This window comes from Bacillus sp. PS237, assembly GCF_037963345.1.
Classification (GTDB): domain Bacteria; phylum Bacillota; class Bacilli; order Bacillales; family Bacillaceae; genus Bacillus; species Bacillus subtilis.
In genome coordinates this window covers 3,206,257-3,230,741 of record NZ_CP150156.1, presented here as the reverse complement: position 1 = coordinate 3,230,741, position 24,485 = coordinate 3,206,257, and the positions used below count along the sequence as shown (strand labels likewise).

Sequence of the window (24,485 nt, the reverse complement as noted above, 5' to 3'; positions counted from 1 at the left end):
TTAATATTTATCCCCATTAAAAATGGAATTCTTCACAATCACATAATCCACATTGCGGATGGCGTTAAGCTTTGTTCCGCCTGCATAAGAAATAGAAGATTGAAGATCCTGCTCCATTTCAATCAGTGTATCCTTGATTGAGCCTTTATGCGCCACGTGCATTTTTTTGCCTTCGACATTTTTCTTTTCGCCTTTTTGGAATTCAGAGGCTGAGCCGAAGTACTCCTTGTAAAGCTTTCCGTCTTTTTCGATCGTTTGGCCTGGCGATTCTTCGTGTCCGGCAAATAGTGAACCGATCATGACCATCGTTGCGCCGAATCGGATTGATTTTGCGATGTCGCCATGGGTGCGGATGCCGCCATCCGCGATAATCGGTTTGCTGGCAGCCTTGGCACACCAGCGCAGCGCTGCTAATTGCCAGCCGCCTGTGCCGAAGCCTGTTTTGATTTTCGTAATACATACTTTTCCCGGTCCGATGCCGACTTTAGTGGCATCCGCTCCCGCATTTTCAAGCTCTCTGACCGCTTCCGGCGTTCCGACATTGCCAGCAATAACAAAGCTGTCCGGCAAATGTTTTTTAAGGTGCTGGATCATTTCAATGACAGCATTTGAGTGCCCGTGAGCAATGTCAATTGTCACGTATTCAGGAGTCAGATTTTCTTCTGCCAGCTGGCGGACAAATTCATACTCCTCATCTTTGACGCCCACGCTGATAGAAGAGAATAACCCGCGTGCGTTCATATCTTTAATAAAATCAATTCGTGTCTCAGGCTCAAATCGGTGCATCACATAAAAGTAGCCATTTTCGGCTAATGAAATCGCTAGTTTTTCATCTATAATCGTCTGCATATTGGCAGGGACGACGGGCAATTTAAATGTATGTCCGCCTAAACGTACGGATGTATCACATTCTGAACGGCTATTCACAATGCATTTTGCAGGAATTAGCTGAATATCTTCGTAATCAAATACGTTTTCCATGGTTTTCACTCCTAAAAACGAATATTTAAAAGTATAATATATGAAATGTTCGCCTTATATAATGTACTCTGTTTTATTTAGGATGTCAAACATTATGATTTGCTGGCAGGTGTGGTGCAAGTGCCGAAGCTTGTCATGCAGGGTGAGTTTAGGTATCATAGTTTTAACGAATGGTCTTAGAGAGCGGATCAAAACGCGAATGATATACGTTCAGCAAAGCTTGGTCGTTCAGCACCAGGCTTTCTTTATGGCATGGACATGGGAAAGGAGCGAATAAGATGGCCCAAAACGAAGAAAAAACACCGAAGTCCCAAAAGATTCAGGACCGCATTATTATGGCAATGATCTGGGTAGTCGCAGCCCTTGTGATTGCGCTGGTTGTAGGAACTGCATTGAATTATATAAATATCTTCAAATAAAAAAGGAGCTGTGTCGCAGACACAAGCTCCTTTTTTTATTATTTATTTTCAAAAAGACTTGTTGAGTGAAGAGGCTGTACGCGGGCTTTCGGGTCCATGTAAGCCTTGGCGTTGTTCACTGCTGTCGGTGCCTCGCCGAAGCCGCTGGCAATCAGGTTGACTTTTCCTTCGTATGTACAAATGTCACCTGCTGCAAAGAAGCCTTCGATATTTGTTTCCATTGTTGATTTCACGACAATGGAATTTTTCTCGATGTCCAGGCCCCAGTTTTTGATCGGTCCAAGAGATGAAACGAAACCGTAGTTGACGATTAAGTCATCAATTTCTAAAATCTCTTTGCGGTCGCCTTTCACTTCTTCAAGCACTAGCTGTTCGATTTTGTCTTCGCCGATCAGCTCCGCAGGGACGAATGGTGTCAGGACATTAACCTTCGACGCATGAAGGTTTTCCACACTGTGCTCGTGCGCTCGGAACTTGTCGCGGCGGTGAATGATCGATACTTCTTTTGCGATTGGCTCAAGCATAAGCGCCCAGTCAACCGCGGAATCTCCACCGCCAAGGATCGCAACGCGTCTGCCGGCGAATTTTTGCAGATCATCAACGAAGTAATGGAGGTTTTTGCCTTCATACTGCTCGGCATTTTCAAGTTCCAGCTTTCTCGGTTTGAATGCGCCGTTTCCTGCAGTTATGATGACCGTTTTAGAGTAGTGGGTTTCTTCATTTGTTACAAGCTTAAACACGCCGTCCGCTTGTTTCTCAACAGATTCAACCGCTTGCTCCAGACAAATGGTTTGGTCGAATTTCGCCATTTGCTCTTTTAGGTTATTGATAAGCTCTTGCGCGCGGATTTTCGGGAATCCCGCTACATCATATATATACTTCTCAGGGTATAGGGCGCTAAGCTGTCCGCCGAGCTGAGGCAGGCTTTCGATAATTTTGACGCTTGCCTGTCTCATCCCGCCGTAAAAAGCGGTGAATAAGCCGACCGGTCCCCCGCCTATAATTGTAATATCATAAACCTTTGTATCCTCTCGCATACGAAAATTGCCTCCTAAATGAAAATTGTTATTAATTATACCATATTGCCGTTCAAATTGACGAGTCAGCAGAAAAAATCGTAAGGATCTAACGTGCCCATCCGTTCTTGAAAATATTTCCGCAGGCCGCTACGATAATAACCAAATGAAATGATCTTTTTCTGAATGTTTCTTGGGCCAGCCGGATAAACATGATAATAGTGCTACGGGTAAGGACTTCACAAAAAACTTTTCAATATATTTCATAAAATCCCGCCAATAAGCTGAAGCTAACACAAATGATGATTTTATTATGGGTCTAACAAAAGCAAAAAAAGAGAAGGTGGATGTGATGGCATTGAATAAGCCCAAAATCGTGATTTTAGGTGCAGGATATGGCGGATTGATGACGGTGACAAGGCTGACGAAGTATGTCGGGCCGAATGATGCTGACATTACGCTTGTAAATAAACACAATTATCATTATGAAACGACATGGATGCATGAAGCGAGCGCGGGTACGCTCCATCATGACCGCTGCCGTTATCAGATAAAAGATGTAATCAACCAGTCACGGGTGAATTTTGTACAGGATACCGTAAAGGCAATCAAAATTGATGAGAAAAAAGTTGTGCTTGCGAATGGAGAATTGCAGTACGATTATTTAGTCATCGGGCTCGGCGCCGTGCCTGAAACGTTCGGCATTAAAGGCTTAAAAGAATATGCGTTTCCGATTGCCAACATCAACACGTCGCGCCTGCTGCGGGAACATATTGAGCTGCAGTTTGCGACTTACAATACGGAAGCGGAAAAACGGCCGGACAGGTTAACGATCGTTGTTGGCGGTGCCGGATTTACGGGAATTGAATTTCTTGGCGAACTGGCTGCTCGCGTGCCGGAGCTCTGTAAGGAATATGACGTTGACAGAAGCCTTGTCCGCATCATTTGTGTGGAAGCAGCGCCGACCGTTTTGCCGGGCTTTGATCCGGAACTTGTTGATTACGCCGTACATTATCTTGAGGAAAACGGAGTTGAGTTCAAGATCGGAACGGCTGTACAAGAATGTACACCAGAAGGAGTCAGAGTCGGCAAAAAAGATGAAGAACCAGAGCAGATCAAATCGCAAACCGTTGTATGGGCGGCAGGTGTCCGCGGCCATCCGATTGTGGAGGAAGCCGGTTTTGAGAATATGCGCGGCCGAGTCAAAGTCAACCCTGATCTCCGCGCCCCGGGACATGACAATGTCTTTATTCTCGGCGACAGCTCGCTGTTTATGAATGAAGATACAGAGCGCCCGTATCCGCCGACTGCGCAAATTGCAATGCAGCAGGGCATAACGGTCGCTAAAAACCTTGGCAGGCTTATTAAAGGCGGAGAGCTTGAGGAATTCAAGCCGGACATTAAGGGAACAGTGGCTTCTCTTGGCGAGCATAACGCGGTTGGGGTTGTTTATGGCAGAAAGCTGAAAGGCACGCCCGCTTCGTTTATGAAAAAAGTCATTGATAACCGCTCACTGTTTATGATTGGCGGACTCGGACTGACATTGAAAAAAGGCAAGTTCAAGTTTTTCTAAAAACCCGCGGAAGCGGGTTTTCTTTATTAAAAAACGCCAAAATAAAAAGAGAACGAGAGGAAAACAAGTATGTTTCCGCTTACATCAAAAGATTTGTCACATGATCTGACTTTATTGTTGACAGCTTGATATGGTATATTATCAGAAAATTAAGAAAAAGGGTGATGATTAGATGAAAACTGCAACGACAACCGCTTCACATGCATGCCCATTTTGTTCAGGGAAAGGATATTTTCAATTGATTCTCGGCGGTTCAGAGACTTGTCCGTCTTGCCAGGGGACAGGAAAAGACAGTCATTCTTTTTCCAGCCGTTGACTTTATTTCAGCCCCCGCGTTACACTAAAAACAACGCAGGGGGGTGGAATAGGTTGATTAGTCTGCCAGTCGTAATCATCTCAATTGTTTTGTTTTTTGTCTTGTTTTTTGGAATCGGTTTCTTATTAAACATGCTGCTGAGAATGTCTTGGATTATGGCTGTGATTTATCCAATTGTATGCCTTTTCATTATCAGCAAAGAAAAGCTGATCAGCTATGTCCAGTCGCCGGGAGAATCCTTTGCCAGCCTGTTTCATCGTGTCTTATCATTAGCGGCTGCTGATGTGCTGATTTTAGTCAGCGGTTTGGCCGGCGCCATCGTGTCCGGTATAGCGATCAACATGCTTAGAAAAAGAGGATATCAAATGTTTTAAATGCCGCTTTCTTCTAAAGAAAGCTTTTTTTATGCGTTCAGCTCATTCACCATTTTGAATAATGCTCTCTCCACTTGGGAACAATGATTCGGAGGAGAGGTGAATGATGTTGAATATGATCAGACGTTTGCTGATGACCTGTTTATTTCTGCTTGCATTTGGCACGACATTTTTATCAGTGTCAGGAATTGAAGCGAAGGACTTGTCAAAATGGGTGCAGGAACATCAGGAAAAGCACTTGAAGCATGCAGGACTGAGATTAAAAGCATTGCAGCAGAAACAAACACAAACCACGTCCGCGGCTGAGGATAAAACAAAACCGTTAGAAGAGGCATTTGATTGGGATGAATATCCAGTCCAAAGAGTAACAGCAACAGGCTACACAGCAGGAGCTGAGTCGACGGGCAAAAATCCCGGTGATCCATTATACGGGCTTACATATTCAGGTGTGAAAGTGAAACGGGATTTATATTCCACGGTTGCTGCTGACCCGTCCGTTTTCCCGATCGGAACAATTTTATTCATTCCGAACTACGGTCTCGGAGTTGTGGCCGACACAGGATCAGCTATTAAGGGAAACCGCCTTGATCTGTACTTTGAGACAGTCAAAGATGTATACAATGAATGGGGCAAAAAAACCCTTGATGTATATGTGATTAAAAAGGGAACGGGAAAGATTACCGAGGATGAGCTTGAGAAGCTCAATGAAACAAAATCTTTGCAAGTGTTCAGAAATCAATATAAAACGGTGAAAGAATAAAACGCTCCAGCGAAAGCAGGAGCGTTTTTTTTACATGAAAAAGTAAGCGAGTACCAATGTCAGTAAAATACCTGTTAATCCTCCGAAAAAGACTTCGATCGGCTGATGTCCGAGAAGCTCTTTCAGCTTTTTTTGCTTTTCTTTCTCTGCAGCCTTAGGGAAGTCCTTCGCTTCATTTACGAAACGGTTAAAATCAATAACAAGCTTATTAATGACTGTTGCCTGCTCACCGGCGTGACGTCTGACGCCAGTTGCGTCAAACATGGTTATGACGGCGAAAATGGCGGAAACCGCAAAGAGTGAGGAGTCTAATCCATGCTCCAAGGCTACGCCTGTAGAAAGCGCAGTGACCGCTGCGGAGTGAGAGCTAGGCATGCCGCCTGTGCTTGTGACCAGCGACCAGTCCAGTTTTCTGGACACGATAAACTGTATGGGCACTTTGATGACCTGAGCAAAAATAATTGCGGCCAGGCTTGATAATAAAGGAAAATTCGTTAAAAGTTCCATCGGCGACATCCTTTCTATTTGAAAAATCCTTCGTGTTTCAAAAGAAAAAAGCAAGTCTTAGACTGTTGTTTGTTAAAATAAGTATAGTGGAAAGAATGTTTTTCCTATTATACCATTGTTCATTACAAATACCCATTACGTTAGGAGTGTAAGCCTCATGTTTTATGCGGTTCAACAATCAGAGCATACAGAAACCCTTGTTGTCGGGCTTTTTCAAAAAAGCCAGCTGACAGGAAAAGCGTTGGAAATTGATGAAATGCTCGAAGGCCATCTGACACAGCTTTTAAAAGAGGGTGATGTCTCTGCGAAACCGAATCAAGTATCAAAAGTATTCCCTCCATCTTCTGCGGGTATGAAACGGATTTATTTCGTTGGCCTGGGGAGAGAAGCAAATTATTCGTTTGAACAGGCGAAGGAACGTTTTGCTCATGTTTTTCAAGCCATTCATAAAGATCGAAAACAAGAAACTGCTGTTCTGCTTGATACGTTTATTTCGGAAGACGTGCCTCCAGCCGATGCCGCTCATGCTTTAGCTGAGAGCTGCCTGCTTGCTTCCTATGAGGTGCAGGATTATAAGCATAAATCAAATGAGCCTGACAAACAAATTGAAGCCGTGTATGTTGTAACAGATGAAGATACACAGGAAGTGCAGGCAGGGCTTCGCGTCGGCCAGGCATACGGACAAGGGACAAATTCGGCTAGAACGCTTGTGAATATGCCGGGAAACATGCTGACAGCGACTGACCTCGCTTCGTATGCTGAAGAGCTTGCGGCGAAATATGATTTTGAGTGTGAGATATTGGAGAAATCAGAGATGGAAGAGCTCGGTATGGGCGGAATACTTGCGGTAAACCAAGGCTCCACCGAACCGCCGAAAATGATTGTGTTGAAATATCAGGGCAAAAAGGAATGGGAAGACGTCGTCGGACTAGTCGGGAAAGGAATTACCTTTGACACAGGCGGCTACTCCATTAAAACGAAATCTGGAATTGTTGGCATGAAATCAGATATGGGAGGAGCAGCTGCGGTTCTCGGGGCTATGGAAACGATCGGAGAGCTTCGTCCTGAACAAAACGTGCTGTGCGTTATTCCATCAACCGATAATATGATCTCCGGCGGGGCCATGAAGCCGGATGACGTGATCGTATCTTTAAGCGGAAAAACAATAGAAATCCTTAATACGGATGCTGAAGGAAGGCTAGTGCTTGCAGATGGCATTACATACGCGAAACAGCATGGCGCATCAGTTCTTGTCGATGTAGCTACGCTTACCGGCGGCGTCGTTGTGGCATTAGGAACAGAAACAACCGGTGCAATGACAAATGATCAAAGCTTTTACCAGCAGGTAGCTGATGCTGCACAAGAGTGCGGCGAGGCGATCTGGCAGCTGCCGATAACAGAGAAGGATAAAAAACGCGTGAAAAGCAGCCAAATGGCGGATCTCAGCAATTCACCGGGACGCGAGGGACATGCGATTATGGCAGGAACGTTTCTTGGTGAATTCGCTGAGTCAACACCTTGGGTTCACCTTGATATTGCAGGCACAGCGACTGCCAATAAAGCAACCTGCTTCGGACCGGCCGGGGCTACTGGCGTTATGGCAAGAACACTGGCTACACTTGCGGAGCGATTTACATTGGAAGAAGATAAAAACGAGTAATGAAAAATCCCTGCTGTATGATGCGGCAGGGATTTTTTCTTCCGAAATCTTTAGTTGACTAAAGTGGATCGGTTATGATACGATACGTTCGTACTTTATTTATCTACTACATTAGCAAACTAAAGGATTTTTGGAGGGGTATCATCATGAATGCAGTCGTCATCGCAGTCCTGCTTATGCTTGTATTAAGCCTGCTGCGTGTCAATATTGTTATCGCATTAATTATAGGCGCCTTGGCCGGCGGGTTAACAGGCGGGCTCGGTCTTGGCGAAACGGTTAAAGCTTTCACAGACGGTCTCGGCGGAAATGCCACCGTTGCAGTTAGCTATGCCATGCTTGGCGCGTTTGCCGCCGCTTTGACGAAAACGGGTCTTCCGGACGCAATGGTGGAAGCCTCCGTTAAATTAATCGGAAATAAAGAAGATTCTCGAAAAAAAGCACTGTCTAAGGTGCTGATTGTGCTGATTATTTTAATTGTATCTTGTTTTTCGCAAAACGTCGTTCCGGTTCACATCGCGTTTATCCCGGTGCTGATTCCGCCGCTTTTGAAAATCTTTAATGAACTTGAAATGGACCGCCGTCTGATCGCGTGTGTAATTACATTTGGCTTAACGGCTCCTTATATTTTGCTTCCGGTCGGTTTCGGCCAAATCTTCCAAGGCATGCTGAAGGACAATATGGCGGATGCCGGGTTAAACGTTCCGCTTGCTGATATTCCGTACGCACTGATTATTCCAGTTGCAGGTATGGTTGTCGGCCTTATTTTATCAGTGATCGTATACCGTAAACCGAAACAATATGAAACAAAAGACATTTCAGGTGCAGAAGCATCGCCATATACGAGAAAAAGTATTGGTATCGCGGTTCTAGCCATTGTTGTGTCACTCGGCGTCCAGCTTTACTTATCTCAGACTTTGGGAGTAGAAGGAATGATTATGGGGGCGCTCGCTGGTCTGATTGTTCTGTTTGTCAGCGGTGTGATGAAGCGTGATGAAGCGGACTCACTGATTACTGATGGAATGGTTTTAATGGCCTTTATCGGCTTTGTCATGCTTGTTGCAGCCGGATTTTCAAACGTATTGACGAAAACCGGAGATGTCGAGTCACTGGTCAAAACGTCAGCTGGTTTTATCGGACACAGTCAGTCCTTGGGCGCATTGCTGATGCTCATTGTCGGCTTATTAATTACAATGGGGATCGGATCTTCTTTTGCGACCATTCCTGTTATCACAACCATTTTCGTGCCTCTATGCATGCAGCTTGGATTCAGCCCGATGGCAACGATTGCGATTATCGGGGCTGCTGCTGCGCTTGGCGATGCCGGTTCACCTGCCAGTGACAGTACGCTTGGGCCGACTTCAGGTTTGAGTGCGGACGGCCAGCATCACCACATTTGGGATACTTGTGTGCCGACATTTATATTTTATAATATTCCGCTTGTCATCTTTGGCTGGATTGCAGCGCTTGTTTTATAGGAAAAAGGCTCCCCTTTACTGGGGAGCCTTTTCTCGTTATGATAAAAAAACCGTCCAATAGAACGGTTTTTACGTAGATGATATGTGATTTCTGTTAAAGCCGGTTGCTTTATGAATAGAGCGGTAGATTGCTGGTGCGATAAACGACAGTATCACAGCCAGCGCTGTATCTTTTACCATAAACCAAATCATAAAGCCCCAAGCCGTGCCGTAGCTCACTGGCGTATGAATCCACAGCTTCAGTGCAAGATACATATAGGTAGTGCCGATGAGATACATGATCGCCGTTCCGATAAGTGAAGCAATGAGAAATCGAATTTTACTTGGCTGAATGTTTCGTTCTAAAAACCATCCCGCTGCAAATGCTGCCGGAATGTATGAGATAATAAACCCGCCGCTTTTCCCTGCAAACGGTGCGAAGCCTGCTGAAAATTGAGCAAACACAGGCGCTCCGGCCAATCCCACAAGTGCATATACAATCATGGCAATCGCTGCCCGTTTGCTGCCAAGAAGCAAAGCTGCCAAGAGACAGAAAAACGGCTGCATCGAAAGCGGAATGCCGGCTACTTGTAAAAAGGGTGCTACTGATGTAATGTTGGCCCCGACAGCCATAAGTGCGGCGAACATGCCAATCAGCGCCATATCTCCCGCACGAAGTTTACGTTGTTTCATCGTTGTTCCCCCTTAGGTTGACATACACAATCATAGAGTAATAAAGAACAAAAAGATTGTCAACATGATTTTAAATTAGGTTAACAAAAAGGAGGCCCATATGTATTTCGGAAAAACAAGACAGTCCGATCAATCTGGAAGAGTGCCGCCAAATCAAAACGTCACCACTTCATTTCCTGTGCTTCATACCGGAGATGTCCCATATTACGAAGATATGACGAAATGGAATCTTCAAGTATACGGTTTGGTTGACCATCCGATGCTGCTAAGCTTTGAAGATGTCAAAGCCTTTCCACGGTATGAATCGAAAAACGACATTCATTGCGTCACGGGATGGTCAAGGCTTGATAATGTGTGGCAAGGCGTGCGGGCTTGTGATATAGCGGAAAAAGCGGGTGTAAAAGAAGAAGCGGGCTACGTCATTTTACATGCTGAAGAGGGCTGGACGACCAATCTGCCGCTTGATGATTTCTTAGCGGAAACTTCCCTTCTGGCTTATGCGCATAATGGCGAACCTTTAACCCCTGAACACGGCTTTCCGCTGCGGGGTGTATTTCCGCATCTGTATTTTTGGAAAAGCGCCAAGTGGCTGCGCGGCATCCAATTTACGAAAGAAAATCACCCTGGCTTTTGGGAGCGGAATGGCTATCACATGAGAGGCGACCCTTGGCAAAATCAAAGGTTTACATGGGATTAAGGTTCTATTTCAAATAGGACAATACGCATCTTTATTAGGTTTTTACTTCCATATTGATAGTCTGCAGGTACCTTATTTGATCAAGGTGCCTTTTTTATTCGGGAAAAAGTTGACTTTCTTTGGAAGAAAACCTATTATTTGAGGTGTCTAGTTGATAGTGAAAATCATTATCATACATTGCGGTTTAGTTTAAGGAGAGGAATGTCGTACTGCATGAAAGAACAAACAACAGACCGGACAAATGGCGGGACATCAAACGCATTTACGATTCCTGGTACGGAAGTGCGTATGATGTCTTCACGCAATGAAAACCGTACCTATCACATTTTTATCTCGAAACCTAGTACGCCGCCGCCACCCGCTGGTTATCCTGTGATTTATCTGCTGGATGCCAATTCTGTCTTCGGAACGATGACGGAAGCCGTTCGAATACAGGGACGCCGACCCGAAAAAACCGGGGTGATCCCTGCAGTGATCGTCGGCATTGGCTATGAGACAGCGGAGCCGTTCTCCTCAGCACGCCACCGGGATTTTACAATGCCAACAGCCCAATCGAAGCTGCCGGAAAGGCCCGACGGCAGAGAATGGCCGGAGCATGGCGGAGCGGAGGGCTTTTTCAGATTTATTGAAGAGGATTTAAAACCGGAGATAGAACGAGATTACCAGATTGATAAAAAAAGACAAACAATCTTTGGCCATTCGCTCGGAGGGCTTTTCGTGCTGCAGGTGCTGCTAACAAAGCCCGATGCGTTTCAAACGTATATCGCGGGAAGTCCGTCCATTCATTGGAATAAACCGTTTATTCTCAAGAAAACGGACCATTTCGTCTCTCTCACCAAGAAAAACAATCAGCCTATCAATATCCTGCTTGCCGCAGGAGAATTAGAGCAGCATCATAAAAGCCGGATGAATGATAATGCAAGGGAGCTTTATGAGCGGCTGGCCGTTTTATCTGAACAAGGTATACGGGCAGAATTTTGCGAGTTTTCAGGAGAAGGACATATTTCAGTTCTTCCTGTTTTGGTCAGCAGGGCGCTGCGTTTTGCGCTTCACCCTGACGGACCGCATCTATCAATGGGCTGAGACATACTCAGCCTTGCCTTTAAAAAAATATTTGTCACTGAAATTATATTTGACTGTCACATGACATTTGGATATGATTATTTTTATAATTGATAATGATAATCATTATCAATAGATTGCGTTTTTCAAGGCGCAGCAGTCTTTTTCGCTGGATGTCTGTTTGGCATTTAGAGCGAAGAAAGGAATTGATGATATGAATGCAAAGGGTATAGAGGGAAAAATTGCTTTTATAACAGGGGCTGCCCAAGGAATAGGCGAAGCTGTTGCGCGGACGCTTGCCAGTCAAGGCGCACATATTGCGGCAGTTGATTATAATCCTGAAAAGCTGGAAAAGGTTGTGAGCAGCCTCAAAGCAGAAGGCCGCCATGCAGAAGCTTTTCCTGCGGATGTGAGAGACAGCGCGGCGATTGACGAGATCACGGCGCGCATCGAACGTGAAATGGGGCCGATTGATATTTTAGTGAATGTAGCGGGTGTCCTTCGCCCGGGACTGATCCATTCGCTTAGCGATGAGGAATGGGAGGCGACGTTCTCAGTGAATTCGACTGGCGTATTTAACGCCTCGCGTTCAGTCAGCAAATATATGATGGACCGAAGATCGGGTTCGATTGTAACAGTCGGATCGAATGCTGCCGGTGTACCAAGAACATCTATGGCGGCATATGCGTCTTCAAAGGCTGCGGCTGTGATGTTTACGAAATGCCTTGGCCTTGAGCTTGCAGAATACAATATTCGCTGCAACATTGTATCTCCCGGATCAACGGAAACAGACATGCAGTGGTCATTATGGGCCGACGAGAATGGAGCGGAGCAAGTCATAAAAGGATCACTTGAGACATTTAAAACAGGGATCCCGCTCAAAAAACTAGCCAAGCCTTCGGATATTGCGGATGCGGTGCTCTTTTTGGTTTCTGGCCAGGCAGGGCATATTACGATGCATAATTTATGCGTAGATGGCGGCGCGACCTTAGGCGTGTAACTGAATTTAAAGGAGGTTCATGAGAATGTTGGATCAAAACGTTATAACAGAAACAAAAGCGGAGCATTTGCTTCATGAATATCAGCCGGGCGCCTTTTTCTTAGCGTCTCCTCATCGTGTACTGTTAGCGAAAGGCATATGTGAAATTGTACCGGAGGCAGACGGGCAAAACCAAATGGAAACCCTTTCTGGCCGAATTGCAGAGGCGTTACGTCAGGCAAAACAATCAGGGCAAAGCCGGCCGCTTGTTGTCGGGGCCGTTCCTTTTGATCAAGTAAAAGCAGCGCGGCTCGTTGTACCTGAAGAAGTGCGCTGGTCAGGACCGCTTCAATTTGATCATGAGGAAAAGGAACAGCAGGCTGGGCATACATACCACATAAAGCCTGTTCCTGAACCTGAGGATTATAAAAATGGTGTTGAACAAGGGCTGGCACGCATTGCCGATGGAACACTCAGCAAAATCGTCCTGTCCAGGTCGCTGCATTTGACATCGCCTGAACCGATTCAGACGGATGAATTGCTTCGCCATCTGGCTCAGCATAACTCGCATGGCTACACGTTTGCCGCAGACGTGTCCAGTCAGGAGGAAACGTCTCCCCGCCGAACATTGCTCGGAGCAAGTCCGGAGCTTCTCGTTTCAAGGATGGGAACACAGGTCGTTTCCAACCCATTAGCCGGCTCAAGGCCGCGCAGTAATGATCCTGTTGAAGACCAGCGCCGGGCAGCTGAATTGCTTTCTTCCGCAAAGGATCTTCATGAGCACGCGGTTGTCGCTGACGCGGTTGCGGCAGCGCTGAGACCTTTCTGCCGGACGCTGGAGGTTCCGGAGAAGCCTTCACTGATCAAAACGGAAACGATGTGGCACCTGTCCAGCGTGATTAAGGGAGAGCTTTCCGATCCGTCTGTAACCGCACTTGAATTGGCGGCGGCGCTCCACCCGACGCCAGCCGTCTGCGGAACACCGACTGATCTTGCAAGAGAAGCGATTCTCAGCATTGAACCATTTGACCGCGGTTTCTTTACCGGCATGGTCGGATGGTGTGACGATGCCGGTGACGGAGAATGGATCGTGACCATCCGTTGTGCAGAAGCAGAAGAACGCTCACTCCGCCTGTATGCTGGAGCTGGTGTTGTGGCCGGTTCAAAGCCTGAGGACGAGCTTCAGGAGACGTCCGCAAAGTTTCGGACAATGCTGCGGGCAATGGGCGTGGATCACATATGAACAGAATGAATTGCTGGAGGGATACAACATGCTGAAAGGATTTACGCCTTGGCCTGATGAGTTAGCTGAGACCTATCGAAAGAACGGCTGCTGGGCCGGTGAGACGTTTGGAGATTTGTTAAGGGACCGGGCAGCCAAATATGGTGATCGCATTGCCATTACATACGGAAACACCCATTGGAGCTATCGAGAGCTTGACACAAGAGCTGATCGCCTGGCTGCCGGATTTCAAAAGCTCGGCATTCAACAGATGGATCGTGTTGTGGTGCAGCTGCCAAATATCAAAGAGTTTTTTGAAGTCATTTTCGCGCTTTTCCGTCTGGGGGCGCTTCCAGTCTTCGCACTGCCTTCTCATCGAAGCAGTGAAATTACATATTTTTGCGAGTTTGCTGAAGCGGCTGCATATATCATTCCCGACGCTTATTCCGGTTTTGACTACCGTACGCTTGCCAGACAGGTTCAAAGTAAGCTGCCGACTTTGAAAAACATCATTGTCGCAGGTGAGGCAGAGGAATTTTTACCGCTGGAGGATTTGCATGCAGAACCTGTAAAACTGCCTGAAGTCAAATCATCGGATGTGGCGTTCCTCCAGCTTTCTGGCGGGAGCACCGGGCTATCGAAACTGATTCCGAGGACCCACGATGACTACATATACAGCCTGAAGCGGAGTGTGGAGGTCTGCTGGCTCGACCACAGCACGGTGTACTTGGCCGCGCTGCCGATGGCACACAATTATCCGCTGAGCTCACCCGGCGTTCTCGGCGTATTATACGCTGGAGGAAGAGTGGTATTATCTCCTTCTCCAAGTCCAGATGACGCATTTCCTTTAATTGAACGGGAAAAGGTCACGATAACCGCTCTTGTTCCGCCTCTTGCGATGGTATGGATGGATGCGGCATCCTCACGCCGTGATGATTTATCCAGCCTTCAAGTGCTGCAGGTCGGCGGTGCCAAGTTTAGTGCTGAAGCCGCGCGCAGGGTAAAAGCTGTTTTCGGCTGCACGCTGCAGCAGGTGTTCGGAATGGCAGAGGGTCTCGTCAATTATACGAGATTGGATGATCCTGAGGAGATCATTGTCAACACCCAAGGAAAACCGATGTCTCCATATGATGAAGTGCGTGTTTGGGATGATCATGATCGCGACGTAAAACCTGGTGAAACAGGCCATCTGCTGACGCGGGGGCCGTATACAATTCGAGGTTACTATAAGGCAGAAGAGCATAACGCCGCTTCATTTACTGAGGACGGTTTTTACCGTACGGGTGATATCGTCAGGCTGACACGAGACGGCTATATTGTCGTTGAAGGCCGGGCGAAGGATCAAATTAACCGTGGAGGAGAAAAGGTTGCGGCTGAAGAGGTAGAAAATCATCTGCTGGCGCATCCGGCTGTCCATGATGCGGCAATGGTCTCCATGCCTGATCAATTTCTTGGCGAAAGATCTTGTGTGTTCATTATTCCCCGGGATGAAGCCCCAAAAGCCGCAGAGCTTAAAGCATTTTTGAGAGAGCGCGGACTGGCGGCATATAAAATCCCTGATCGAGTTGAATTTGTCGAATCCTTCCCGCAGACAGGAGTAGGAAAAGTCAGCAAAAAAGCGCTCCGTGAAGCCATTTCCGAGAAGCTTCTTGCAGGATTAAAAAAATAAAACAACAATTTGAGAGGAAGTGTTCATATGGCTATACCTGCCATTCAGCCGTATCAAATGCCGACAGCATCTGATATGCCGCAAAACAAAGTATCATGGGTGCCTGATCCGAATCGGGCTGTCTTGTTAATACACGATATGCAAAACTATTTTGTTGATGCTTTCACAGCGGGAGCGTCTCCGGTAACAGAGCTTTCAGCGAATATACGAAAGCTGAAGAATCAATGTGTTCAGCTTGGGATTCCTGTTGTCTATACCGCACAGCCGGGAAGCCAAAATCCGGATGACCGTGCGCTGCTGACAGACTTTTGGGGCCCGGGATTAAACAGCGGTCCTTATGAGGAGAAAATTATAACCGAGCTGGCACCAGAGGATGATGATCTTGTGCTGACAAAATGGAGATACAGCGCGTTTAAGAGAACGAATCTGCTTGAAATGATGCGCAAAGAGGGACGCGATCAGCTGATCATTACAGGAATTTACGCCCATATCGGCTGTCTTGTTACAGCATGTGAAGCATTTATGGAGGATATTAAAGCCTTTTTTGTGGGAGATGCAGTTGCTGATTTTTCATTAGAAAAACATCAAATGGCGCTGGAATATGCGGCTGGACGCTGTGCGTTTACCGTGATGACTGACAGTCTTCTTGATCAGCTGCAGAATGCGCCGGCAGACGTTCAAAAAACGTCAGCAAACACTGGCAAAAAGAACGTGTTTACATGTGAGAATATCCGTAAACAAATTGCTGAGCTTCTACAAGAAACACCGGAAGACATCACAGATCAAGAGGATTTGCTCGATCGTGGTCTTGATTCGGTAAGGATCATGACATTGGTGGAACAATGGCGCCGTGAAGGGGCAGAGGTGACTTTCGTGGAATTGGCTGAACGCCCAACGATCGAAGAATGGCAGAAATTGCTCACAACCCGCAGCCAGCAAGTGCTGCCAAACGCGGATTATTTATAAAAGGAGGGTAAACAAACGGATGCCTGATACAAAAGATCTTCAATATTCTTTGACCGGGGCGCAAACTGGCATATGGTTTGCTCAGCAGCTTGATCCGGACAATCCAATCTACAATACAGCGGAATATATAGAAATCAATGGACCAATCAATATTGCTCTTTTTGAAGAAGCTTTGCGGCACGTGATCAAGGAAGCGGAATCGCTGCATGTCCGCTTCGGTGAAAATATGGACGGGCCTTGGCAGATGATAAACCCGTCTCCGGATGTACAGCTGCACGTCATTGACGTCAGCTCTGAGCCTGATCCGGAAAAAACAGCATTAAACTGGATGAAAGCTGATTTAGCAAAGCCGGTTGATTTAGGGTATGCCCCTTTGTTCAATGAAGCTCTGTTTATTGCCGGGCCTGATCGTTTCTTTTGGTATCAGCGCATTCACCATATAGCGATCGACGGCTTCGGTTTTTCCCTGATAGCCCAGCGTGTGGCAAGTACATATACTGCCCTTATAAAAGGACAAACAGCTAAAAGCCGTTCCTTTGGGTCTCTCCAGGCCATTTTGGAGGAGGATACAGATTATCGCGGATCAGAGCAGTATGAGAAGGATCGTCAATTCTGGCTGGACCGTTTTGCAGATGCACCTGAAGTTGTGAGCTTGGCTGATCGGGCGCCAAGAACATCTAACAGTTTTCTTCGTCATACGGCATATCTGCCTCCGTCTGATGTAAACGCGTTAAAAGAAGCGGCGCGCTATTTCTCAGGAAGCTGGCATGAAGTCATGATTGCGGTGTCAGCTGTTTATGTGCACCGTATGACCGGCTCTGAGGATGTTGTGCTCGGCCTGCCCATGATGGGTCGGATAGGGTCCGCGTCACTGAATGTACCGGCTATGGTGATGAACCTTCTCCCGCTCCGGCTGACGGTAAGCTCTTCGATGAGCTTTTCTGAACTGATTCAGCAAATTTCCCGGGAAATCCGCAGTATTCGGCGACATCATAAGTATCGCCATGAAGAGCTTAGGCGCGATCTGAAATTGATAGGAGAAAATCATAGATTATTTGGCCCTCAAATCAATCTTATGCCGTTTGATTACGGTCTCGACTTTGCCGGCGTCCGGGGCACAACGCATAATCTTTCAGCCGGTCCTGTTGATGATCTATCAATCAATGTATATGACAGAACAGACGGCAGCGGGCTGCGAATTGATGTTGATGCGAATCCCGAGGTATACAGTGAGTCTGATATTAAGCTTCATCAGCAGCGTATTTTGCAGCTGCTGCAAACGGCTTCTGCCGGAGAGGACATGCTGATTGGGCAAATGGAGCTTCTGTTGCCAGAGGAGAAAGAAAAAGTCATTTCTAAATGGAATGAGACGGCAAAATCCGAGAAGCTGGTCAGCCTTCAGGACATGTTCGAAAAGCAGGCAGTTCTTACGCCAGAACGTATCGCTCTCATGTGTGATGACATTCAAGTCAACTATCGAAAGCTCAATGAAGAGGCAAACCGCCTCGCGCGTCTGTTGATCGAAAAAGGGATTGGTCCGGAGCAATTTGTCGCTTTGGCGCTGCCGCGTTCCCCTGAGATGGTGGCTTCAATGCTTGGTGTGCTCAAGACTGGTGCGGCGTATCTCCCCCTTGATCCGGAGTTTCCAGCCGACCGCATTTCTTACATGCTGGAGGATGCGAAACCTTCATGCATCATAACGACTGAGGAAATAGCAGCCAGTCTGCCTGATGACCTGGCTGTACCTGAGCTTGTGCTTGATCAGGCTGTTACACAGGAGATTATAAAACGCTATTCGCCGGAAAATCAGGATGTATCGGTTTCGCTTGACCATCCTGCGTATATCATCTATACCTCAGGATCAACAGGAAGACCGAAGGGAGTCGTTGTGACACAGAAAAGCTTAAGCAATTTTCTGCTGTCTATGCAGGAGGCATTTTCTCTAGGAGAAGAAGACAGGCTGTTGGCTGTGACGACTGTCGCTTTTGATATTTCAGCATTGGAGTTATATCTTCCGCTGATTAGCGGAGCGCAAATCGTGATCGCAAAGAAAGAAACGATCCGTGAGCCGCAGGCATTAGCTCAAATGATTGAAAATTTCGATATTAACATTATGCAGGCGACACCGACACTGTGGCACGCTTTGGTAACGAGTGAACCTGAGAAACTTCGGGGGCTTAGAGTGCTTGTAGGAGGCGAGGCGCTGCCGAGCGGTCTTTTGCAGGAACTTCAAGACCTTCATTGTTCAGTCACGAACTTATACGGTCCCACTGAAACAACGATTTGGTCTGCCGCAGCTTTTCTTGAAGAAGGGCTGAAGGGCGTTCCTCCGATTGGGAAACCGATTTGGAACACGCAGGTGTATGTGCTTGATAATGGATTGCAGCCGGTGCCGCCGGGCGTTGTCGGAGAGCTTTATATTGCAGGAACCGGCTTGGCCAGAGGTTATTTCCATCGTCCTGATTTAACGGCGGAGCGCTTCGTTGCAGATCCATACGGACCGCCGGGAACTCGGATGTATCGGACCGGAGACCAGGCCCGCTGGCGCGCCGATGGGTCTTTGGATTATATCGGGCGGGCGGATCATCAAATCAAAATTCGCGGATTCCGAATTGAACTTGGAGAAATTGATGCCGTGCTTGCCAATCACCCGCACATTGAACAGGCCGCGGTTGTCGTACGGGAAGATCAGCCGGGAGACAAACGATTGGCGGCTTATGTAGTCGCTGATGCTGCTATTGATACTGCAGAGCTTCGTCGTTATATGGGGGCTAGTCTTCCTGATTATATGGTACTGTCGGCGTTTGTGGAGATGGACGAGCTGCCGTTAACACCTAATGGCAAGCTTGACCGGAAAGCACTGCCGGCACCAGACTTCAGCACATCTGTCAGTGATCGGGCCCCGCGGACTCCTCAGGAAGAGATATTGTGTGACTTGTTTGCAGAGGTTCTCGGTTTGGCACGCGTCGGTATCGATGACAGTTTCTTCGAGCTTGGGGGCCATTCTCTTCTTGCAGCCCGTCTGATGAGCCGCATTCGCGAGGTAATGGGAGCCGAACTTGGTATCGCCAAGCTCTTTGACGAACCGACAGTAGCCGGACTCGCTGCCCATCTTGATTTGGCGCAGAGTGCATGTCCCGCTTTGCAGAGAGCTGAGCGGCCTGAAAAGATCCCGCTCTCATTTGCCCAGCGCCGGCTATGGTTCCTGCATTGTCTGGAAGGACCGAGTCCTACTTATAATATTCCGGTTGCTGTCCGTTTGTCAGGTGAGTTGGATCAAGGATTGCTGAAAGCGGCACTTTATGACCTCGTCTGCCGTCATGAAAGTCTTCGGACGATCTTCCCTGAATCACAGGGGACATCCTATCAGCATATTTTAGATGCCGATCGAGCCTGTCCCGAGTTACATGTTACTGAAATTGCTGAGAAGGAGCTTTCTGATCGGCTTGCCGAAGCTGTACGCTACAGCTTTGATCTTGCAGCTGAACCTGCTTTTCGTGCCGAGCTTTTTGTGATCGGTCCTGACGAGTACGTGCTGCTTCTTCTCGTCCATCATATTGTCGGGGACGGCTGGTCCTTAACACCGCTGACCAGAGACCTTGGGACAGCTTATGCGGCTCGCTGCCACGGACGATCTCCCGAATGGGCGCCTCTTGCTGTGCAGTATGCAGACTATGCGCTTTGGCAGCAAGAACTGCTTGGAAACGAGGATGATCCAAATAGCTTGATTGCCGGACAGCTTGCTTTCTGGAAAGAAACCTTGAAAAACCTGCCTGATCAGCTTGAACTGCCAACCGATTATTCACGTCCGGCTGAGCCGAGTCATGATGGAGATACGATTCATTTTCGTATTGAGCCCGAGTTTCACAAGCGATTGCAGGAGCTGGCTCGCGCAAATAGGGTGAGCCTGTTTATGGTGCTTCAATCCGGTCTCGCCGCTTTATTGACAAGGCTCGGGGCGGGCACCGACATTCCGATCGGCAGTCCGATCGCGGGACGGAATGATGATGCGCTGGGCGATCTTGTAGGGCTGTTCATTAATACATTGGTGCTCAGAACTGATACGTCCGGTGACCCAAGCTTTCGTGAGCTTCTAGACAGAGTACGGGAAGTGAATCTGGCCGCCTATGACAATCAGGATCTGCCGTTTGAGAGACTTGTAGAGGTGCTCAATCCGGCTCGTTCGCGTGCGACGCATCCTTTATTCCAAATCATGCTTGCGTTCCAAAACACACCGGACGCTGAACTGCATCTTCCTGATATGGAGAGCAGCCTGCGAATCAACAGTGTCGGTTCTGCCAAGTTTGATTTGACGCTGGAAATTAGTGAAGATCGCCTTGCTGACGGGACACCAAACGGAATGGAAGGACTGCTTGAATACAGCACTGATCTTTTCAAACGGGAAACTGCTCAGGCTCTTGCTGACCGATTGATGCGCCTGTTGGAGGCTGCCGAGTCTGATCCTGACGAGCAAATCGGAAATCTGGATATTCTTGCGCCAGAGGAACACAGCAGCATGGTGACTGATTGGCAAAGTGTATCTGAAAAGATTCCGCACGCATGTTTGCCAGAGCAATTTGAGAAGCAGGCTGCTTTACGTCCTGATGCCATTGCCGTTGTATATGAAAATCAGGAACTGAGCTATGCAGAGCTGAATGAAAGAGCAAACCGGCTTGCCCGAATGATGATTAGTGAAGGTGTCGGGCCGGAGCAATTTGTGGCATTGGCACTGCCCCGATCGTTGGAAATGGCTGTCGGCCTATTGGCGGTGCTAAAGGCCGGGGCAGCTTATCTCCCTCTTGATCCGGATTATCCGGCTGATCGAATTGCTTTTATGCTAAAAGATGCACAGCCTGCGTTTATCATGACGAACACTAAAGCTGCAAATCACATTCCGCCAGTTGAAAACGTGCCGAAAATCGTGCTGGATGATCCCGAGCTGGCAGAGAAACTAAACACGTACCCTGCAGGTAATCCAAAAAATAAGGATAGGACTCAGCCGCTTTCCCCTTTGAATACGGCATATGTCATTTATACATCCGGCTCAACAGGTGTTCCAAAAGGTGTGATGATTCCTCACCAAAATGTAACACGTTTATTTGCAGCGACCGAGCACTGGTTCCGTTTCAGCTCAGGTGATATCTGGACCATGTTCCATTCCTATGCGTTTGATTTTTCGGTGTGGGAGATCTGGGGTCCTCTGCTGCATGGCGGACGTCTTGTAATCGTGCCTCACCACGTCAGCAGATCGCCAGAAGCGTTTCTGCGCCTGCTTGTCAAAGAGGGGGTGACTGTTCTGAACCAGACACCGTCTGCTTTCTATCAGTTTATGCAGGCGGAACGGGAACAGCCGGATCTCGGACAGGCACTCAGTCTGCGCTATGTCATTTTTGGCGGAGAAGCGCTTGAACTCAGCCGTTTAGAGGATTGGTACAACCGCCACCCTGAAAATAGACCGCAGCTTATCAATATGTATGGTATTACAGAAACGACGGTGCATGTGAGCTATATCGAATTAGACCGAAGCATGGCAGCTTTACGGGCAAACAGCTTGATCGGCTGCGGCATTCCCGATCTTGGTGTATACGTGCTGGATGAACGCCTGCAGCCGGTCCCGCCGGGTGTTGCCGGAGAGCTGTATGTATCAGGAGCGGGGTTAGCACGAGGTTATCTAGGCCGGCCTGGTTTAACATCTGAACGCTTCATAGCTGATCCGTTCGGTCCTCCAGGCACCCGGATGTACCGCACTGGGGATGTGGCCCGCCTCCGCGCTGACGGTTCTCTCGACTATGTCGGCCGTGCAGACCATCAAGTGAAAATTCGGGGATTCCGGATTGAATTGGGAGAAATTGAAGCCGCGCTTGTTCAGCATCCGCAGCTTGAAGATGCGGCAGTGATCGTTCGTGAGGATCAGCCGGGAGATAAACGGTTAGCAGCTTATGTCATCCCTTCGGAAGAAACATTTGATACGGCGGAACTGCGCAGATATGCTGCTGAGAGACTGCCGGATTACATGGTGCCTGCTGCCTTTGTGACGATGAAAGAATTGCCGCTGACACCGAATGGAAAGCTTGATCGTAAAGCGCTGCCCGCTCCGGATTTCGCAGCGGCAGTGACAGGACGAGGACCGAGAACGCCGCAGGAAGAAATTCTCTGTGACCTCTTTATGGAGGTGCTTCACTTGCCGCGTGTCGGCATTGATGACCGTTTCTTTGATTTAGGCGGACATTCCTTGCTTGCTGTACAGCTCATGAGCCGCATTCGTGAAGCGCTCGGCGTTGAACTCAGCATCGGCAACTTGTTCGAAGCACCTACTGTAGCCGGGCTCGCTGAAAGACTTGAAATGGGATCAAGCCAAAGCGCTCTTGACGTTCTGCTGCCGCTCCGAACAAGCGGAGACAAGCCTCCTTTATTCTGTGTTCATCCGGCAGGGGGGCTCAGCTGGTGTTATGCCGGTTTGATGACCAATATAGGAACAGATTATCCGATCTACGGCTTGCAGGCACGGGGAATCGGGCAGCGCGAGGAGCTTCCGAAAACACTTGATGACATGGCTGCCGATTACATTAAACAAATCCGAACGGTCCAGCCAAAAGGCCCGTACCATCTGCTGGGCTGGTCCCTGGGCGGGAATGTCGTTCAAGCGATGGCTACCCAGCTGCAAAATCAAGGAGAAGAAGTATCCCTGTTGGTGATGCTGGACGCCTATCCGAACCACTTCCTTCCTATAAAAGAGGCACCGGATGATGAGGAAGCGCTTATTGCCCTTCTGGCGTTAGGCGGGTATGATCCAGACAGCTTAGGGGAAAAACCGCTAGATTTTGAAGCGGCGATTGAGATTCTTCGCCGTGACGGCAGTGCGCTTGCGAGCCTGGATGAAACGGTCATTTTAAATTTGAAGAATACGTATGTAAATTCTGTCGGCATTTTAGGTTCCTATAAGCCGAAAACCTTCCGCGGAAATGTTTTGTTTTTCAGATCAACAATCATTCCTGAATGGTTTGACCCGATTGAACCTGACTCGTGGAAGCCTTATATTAACGGACAGATTGAACAAATCGACATCGACTGCCGTCATAAAGATTTATGTCAGCCTGAACCTCTGGCTCAAATCGGCAAGGTTCTCGCTGTCAAATTGGAAGAGTTGAATAAATAAGGGAGGAGAAATAGAATGGCAAATCCTTTTGAAAATGCGGATGGCACATATTTGGTGCTGGTCAATGAAGAAGGCCAATATTCCCTATGGCCGGGTTTTATAGATGTGCCGAGCGGCTGGACAGTCGTTCATGAGCAAAAAGGGCGTGAAGCTTGTTTGGACTATATCCAATCGCATTGGAGCGATATGAGGCCAAACAGCCTAAAGACTGTTGAAAATGTGTAATCTTATCAAAAAGAGACTGCTTGCCGCAGTCTCTTTTTCTATCTTACGCAGACGTTTGGGTATGATCACAATCTCTGACAGGGTTTCCGTTTTCATCGGTACACCAAGATTGGGATAAAAACGCTAAAAACACAGCGGCCCACTGATCTGCAAACTGAATCAGAATACCCCCGTCATGCCAAGAGCCGTTGTCTTTTTTCCAGCGGGTATCCATTGCATTCCCTTGATTCATATGGATATTGTGCATTCCGTTAGTCGGGGTAAAGCCGAATATTTTATCTGCAGCCTGTTCAGGGCCGAATTTTGAACCGAATATATAAACCGGCGTTTTCTCATCTTGTGCTTTCTTCATATAGGTTTCAATAAAATCATTTAAATCATTATCAGGTCCCGTGATTTCATGAGGCAAAGGCTTCATTTCCCGCGGGTCAAACAAATTGCCCCGCACATAATCCAGTGCCACTTCACGGTTTGCTTCATTGATCCTTGTATATCCATACGGCATGTTCGGAAGGATGGTAATTGAGCCCGAATCAAACTGATCGTCAGCCAAATACAATACTTCAGATTCCTCAGAACTGGACATCACATTGATGGCGCACCTGTAATACGTATTCTCTTCACCGAGCATTTTGACTTGGAAATGAGGACTGTCATCATCTGTTTCCCGCTTCATGTCTAATACTATGCCTTTTAACACGCCATATTGCTGAACAGCCATATGAATCCTCCTTTATGATCAACTTCATAGTCATA

The 24,485-nt window shown here is 47.6% G+C and carries 20 protein-coding genes; 15 read left to right on the top strand and 5 right to left on the bottom strand.

Going from position 1 to position 24,485, the window contains the following annotated elements; translation table 11 throughout:
* Entirely contained in the window at positions 1–981 is a 981-nt protein-coding gene (gene guaC, locus NST22_RS16815) for a GMP reductase (protein WP_003244278.1), read from the bottom strand.
* A 278-nt stretch (positions 982–1,259) separates the two neighbouring features.
* Here guaC and NST22_RS16810 point away from each other — a divergent pair, with 278 nt between their 5' ends.
* Complete coding sequence (locus NST22_RS16810) at positions 1,260–1,400, top strand: hypothetical protein (protein WP_003228723.1); 141 nt, start codon at positions 1,260–1,262, stop codon at positions 1,398–1,400.
* A 38-nt stretch (positions 1,401–1,438) separates the two neighbouring features.
* Here NST22_RS16810 and yumC read toward each other — a convergent pair whose 3' ends face one another.
* Positions 1,439–2,437: a ferredoxin--NADP reductase 2 gene (gene yumC, locus NST22_RS16805; protein ID WP_003220618.1), complete on the bottom strand. Its 999-nt coding sequence runs from the start codon at positions 2,435–2,437 to the stop codon at positions 1,439–1,441.
* Positions 2,438–2,768: 331 nt separating this feature from the next.
* On the opposite strand from yumC, the gene NST22_RS16800 reads away from it, so the two are divergent.
* From NST22_RS16800 to spsC, 4 genes are all read left to right on the top strand, one after another.
* Complete coding sequence (locus NST22_RS16800; RefSeq protein ID WP_010886605.1) at positions 2,769–3,989, top strand: NAD(P)/FAD-dependent oxidoreductase; 1,221 nt, start codon at positions 2,769–2,771, stop codon at positions 3,987–3,989.
* Positions 3,990–4,161: 172 nt separating this feature from the next.
* Entirely contained in the window at positions 4,162–4,305 is a 144-nt protein-coding gene (locus NST22_RS16795) for a YuiA family protein (RefSeq protein WP_003243733.1), read from the top strand.
* A gap of 53 nt (positions 4,306–4,358) precedes the next feature.
* Entirely contained in the window at positions 4,359–4,679 is a 321-nt protein-coding gene (locus NST22_RS16790) for a YuiB family protein (RefSeq protein WP_003243877.1), read from the top strand.
* A gap of 103 nt (positions 4,680–4,782) precedes the next feature.
* Positions 4,783–5,439 (top strand): stationary phase survival protein SpsC, encoded by a 657-nt coding sequence (gene spsC / locus NST22_RS16785; RefSeq protein WP_009969090.1) that lies wholly within the window; start codon positions 4,783–4,785, stop codon positions 5,437–5,439.
* Between the two features lie 30 nt (positions 5,440–5,469).
* Here spsC and NST22_RS16780 read toward each other — a convergent pair whose 3' ends face one another.
* Positions 5,470–5,946 carry a divergent PAP2 family protein gene (locus NST22_RS16780; RefSeq protein WP_003244337.1) on the bottom strand — a complete coding sequence of 159 codons (477 nt, stop codon included), beginning with the start codon at positions 5,944–5,946 and terminating at the stop codon, positions 5,470–5,472.
* A 157-nt stretch (positions 5,947–6,103) separates the two neighbouring features.
* Between NST22_RS16780 and NST22_RS16775 the strand changes: the two genes are divergently transcribed.
* A complete protein-coding gene (locus tag NST22_RS16775; protein ID WP_003228733.1) occupies positions 6,104–7,606 on the top strand; it encodes a leucyl aminopeptidase in 1,503 nt (500 codons plus the stop codon).
* A gap of 146 nt (positions 7,607–7,752) precedes the next feature.
* Positions 7,753–9,081 (top strand): Na+/H+ antiporter family protein, encoded by a 1,329-nt coding sequence (locus tag NST22_RS16770; protein WP_003228736.1) that lies wholly within the window; start codon positions 7,753–7,755, stop codon positions 9,079–9,081.
* Positions 9,082–9,150: 69 nt separating this feature from the next.
* Here NST22_RS16770 and NST22_RS16765 read toward each other — a convergent pair whose 3' ends face one another.
* Complete coding sequence (locus NST22_RS16765) at positions 9,151–9,753, bottom strand: BioY family transporter (RefSeq protein ID WP_003228737.1); 603 nt, start codon at positions 9,751–9,753, stop codon at positions 9,151–9,153.
* Positions 9,754–9,853: 100 nt separating this feature from the next.
* On the opposite strand from NST22_RS16765, the gene NST22_RS16760 reads away from it, so the two are divergent.
* From NST22_RS16760 to NST22_RS16725, 8 genes are all read left to right on the top strand, one after another.
* On the top strand, positions 9,854–10,450 hold the full coding sequence (locus NST22_RS16760; protein ID WP_003228739.1) for a sulfite oxidase-like oxidoreductase: 597 nt from the start codon (positions 9,854–9,856) through the stop codon (positions 10,448–10,450).
* Between the two features lie 213 nt (positions 10,451–10,663).
* Positions 10,664–11,533, top strand: coding sequence for a ferri-bacillibactin esterase BesA (besA, locus tag NST22_RS16755; RefSeq protein WP_003228740.1), 870 nt, complete (start codon positions 10,664–10,666; stop codon positions 11,531–11,533).
* A gap of 193 nt (positions 11,534–11,726) precedes the next feature.
* Entirely contained in the window at positions 11,727–12,512 is a 786-nt protein-coding gene (locus NST22_RS16750; protein ID WP_003244476.1) for a 2,3-dihydro-2,3-dihydroxybenzoate dehydrogenase, read from the top strand.
* Between the two features lie 25 nt (positions 12,513–12,537).
* Positions 12,538–13,734, top strand: a complete 1,197-nt coding sequence (gene dhbC / locus NST22_RS16745; protein WP_003243699.1) for an isochorismate synthase DhbC — start codon at positions 12,538–12,540, stop codon at positions 13,732–13,734.
* 28 nt (positions 13,735–13,762) lie between these two features.
* A complete protein-coding gene (locus tag NST22_RS16740) occupies positions 13,763–15,382 on the top strand; it encodes a (2,3-dihydroxybenzoyl)adenylate synthase (protein ID WP_032730339.1) in 1,620 nt (539 codons plus the stop codon).
* 27 nt (positions 15,383–15,409) lie between these two features.
* The gene (locus NST22_RS16735) at positions 15,410–16,348 is read left to right on the top strand and encodes an isochorismatase (RefSeq protein ID WP_003228749.1); all 939 of its coding nucleotides are present in this window, start codon (positions 15,410–15,412) and stop codon (positions 16,346–16,348) included.
* Positions 16,349–16,367: 19 nt separating this feature from the next.
* On the top strand, positions 16,368–23,504 hold the full coding sequence (gene dhbF / locus NST22_RS16730) for a non-ribosomal peptide synthetase DhbF (RefSeq protein ID WP_339232935.1): 7,137 nt from the start codon (positions 16,368–16,370) through the stop codon (positions 23,502–23,504).
* 15 nt (positions 23,505–23,519) lie between these two features.
* On the top strand, positions 23,520–23,729 hold the full coding sequence (locus NST22_RS16725) for an MbtH family protein (protein ID WP_003243183.1): 210 nt from the start codon (positions 23,520–23,522) through the stop codon (positions 23,727–23,729).
* Positions 23,730–23,772: 43 nt separating this feature from the next.
* Here the strand turns inward: NST22_RS16725 and NST22_RS16720 are convergent, their stop codons facing one another.
* Positions 23,773–24,450 carry a YukJ family protein gene (locus tag NST22_RS16720; RefSeq protein WP_003242737.1) on the bottom strand — a complete coding sequence of 226 codons (678 nt, stop codon included), beginning with the start codon at positions 24,448–24,450 and terminating at the stop codon, positions 23,773–23,775.
* Positions 24,451–24,485: the final 35 nt, after the last annotated feature.

Excerpts from the sequence above, each read along its gene's own strand:
- dhbC (WP_003243699.1), top strand. The coding sequence starts at position 12,538 with ATGTTGGATCAAAACGTTATAACAGAAACAAAAGCGGAGCATTTGCTT.
- NST22_RS16810 (WP_003228723.1), top strand. The coding sequence starts at position 1,260 with ATGGCCCAAAACGAAGAAAAAACACCGAAGTCCCAAAAGATTCAGGAC.
- NST22_RS16780 (WP_003244337.1), bottom strand. The coding sequence starts at position 5,946 with ATGGAACTTTTAACGAATTTTCCTTTATTATCAAGCCTGGCCGCAATT.
- NST22_RS16720 (WP_003242737.1), bottom strand. The coding sequence starts at position 24,450 with ATGGCTGTTCAGCAATATGGCGTGTTAAAAGGCATAGTATTAGACATG.
- NST22_RS16725 (WP_003243183.1), top strand. The coding sequence starts at position 23,520 with ATGGCAAATCCTTTTGAAAATGCGGATGGCACATATTTGGTGCTGGTC.
- NST22_RS16740 (WP_032730339.1), top strand. The coding sequence starts at position 13,763 with ATGCTGAAAGGATTTACGCCTTGGCCTGATGAGTTAGCTGAGACCTAT.
- spsC (WP_009969090.1), top strand. The coding sequence starts at position 4,783 with ATGATGTTGAATATGATCAGACGTTTGCTGATGACCTGTTTATTTCTG.
- NST22_RS16800 (WP_010886605.1), top strand. The coding sequence starts at position 2,769 with ATGGCATTGAATAAGCCCAAAATCGTGATTTTAGGTGCAGGATATGGC.
- NST22_RS16750 (WP_003244476.1), top strand. The coding sequence starts at position 11,727 with ATGAATGCAAAGGGTATAGAGGGAAAAATTGCTTTTATAACAGGGGCT.
- yumC (WP_003220618.1), bottom strand. The coding sequence starts at position 2,437 with ATGCGAGAGGATACAAAGGTTTATGATATTACAATTATAGGCGGGGGA.
- NST22_RS16765 (WP_003228737.1), bottom strand. The coding sequence starts at position 9,753 with ATGAAACAACGTAAACTTCGTGCGGGAGATATGGCGCTGATTGGCATG.
- NST22_RS16735 (WP_003228749.1), top strand. The coding sequence starts at position 15,410 with ATGGCTATACCTGCCATTCAGCCGTATCAAATGCCGACAGCATCTGAT.
- guaC (WP_003244278.1), bottom strand. The coding sequence starts at position 981 with ATGGAAAACGTATTTGATTACGAAGATATTCAGCTAATTCCTGCAAAA.
- NST22_RS16775 (WP_003228733.1), top strand. The coding sequence starts at position 6,104 with ATGTTTTATGCGGTTCAACAATCAGAGCATACAGAAACCCTTGTTGTC.
- NST22_RS16795 (WP_003243733.1), top strand. The coding sequence starts at position 4,162 with ATGAAAACTGCAACGACAACCGCTTCACATGCATGCCCATTTTGTTCA.
- NST22_RS16760 (WP_003228739.1), top strand. The coding sequence starts at position 9,854 with ATGTATTTCGGAAAAACAAGACAGTCCGATCAATCTGGAAGAGTGCCG.
- besA (WP_003228740.1), top strand. The coding sequence starts at position 10,664 with ATGAAAGAACAAACAACAGACCGGACAAATGGCGGGACATCAAACGCA.
- NST22_RS16770 (WP_003228736.1), top strand. The coding sequence starts at position 7,753 with ATGAATGCAGTCGTCATCGCAGTCCTGCTTATGCTTGTATTAAGCCTG.
- dhbF (WP_339232935.1), top strand. The coding sequence starts at position 16,368 with ATGCCTGATACAAAAGATCTTCAATATTCTTTGACCGGGGCGCAAACT.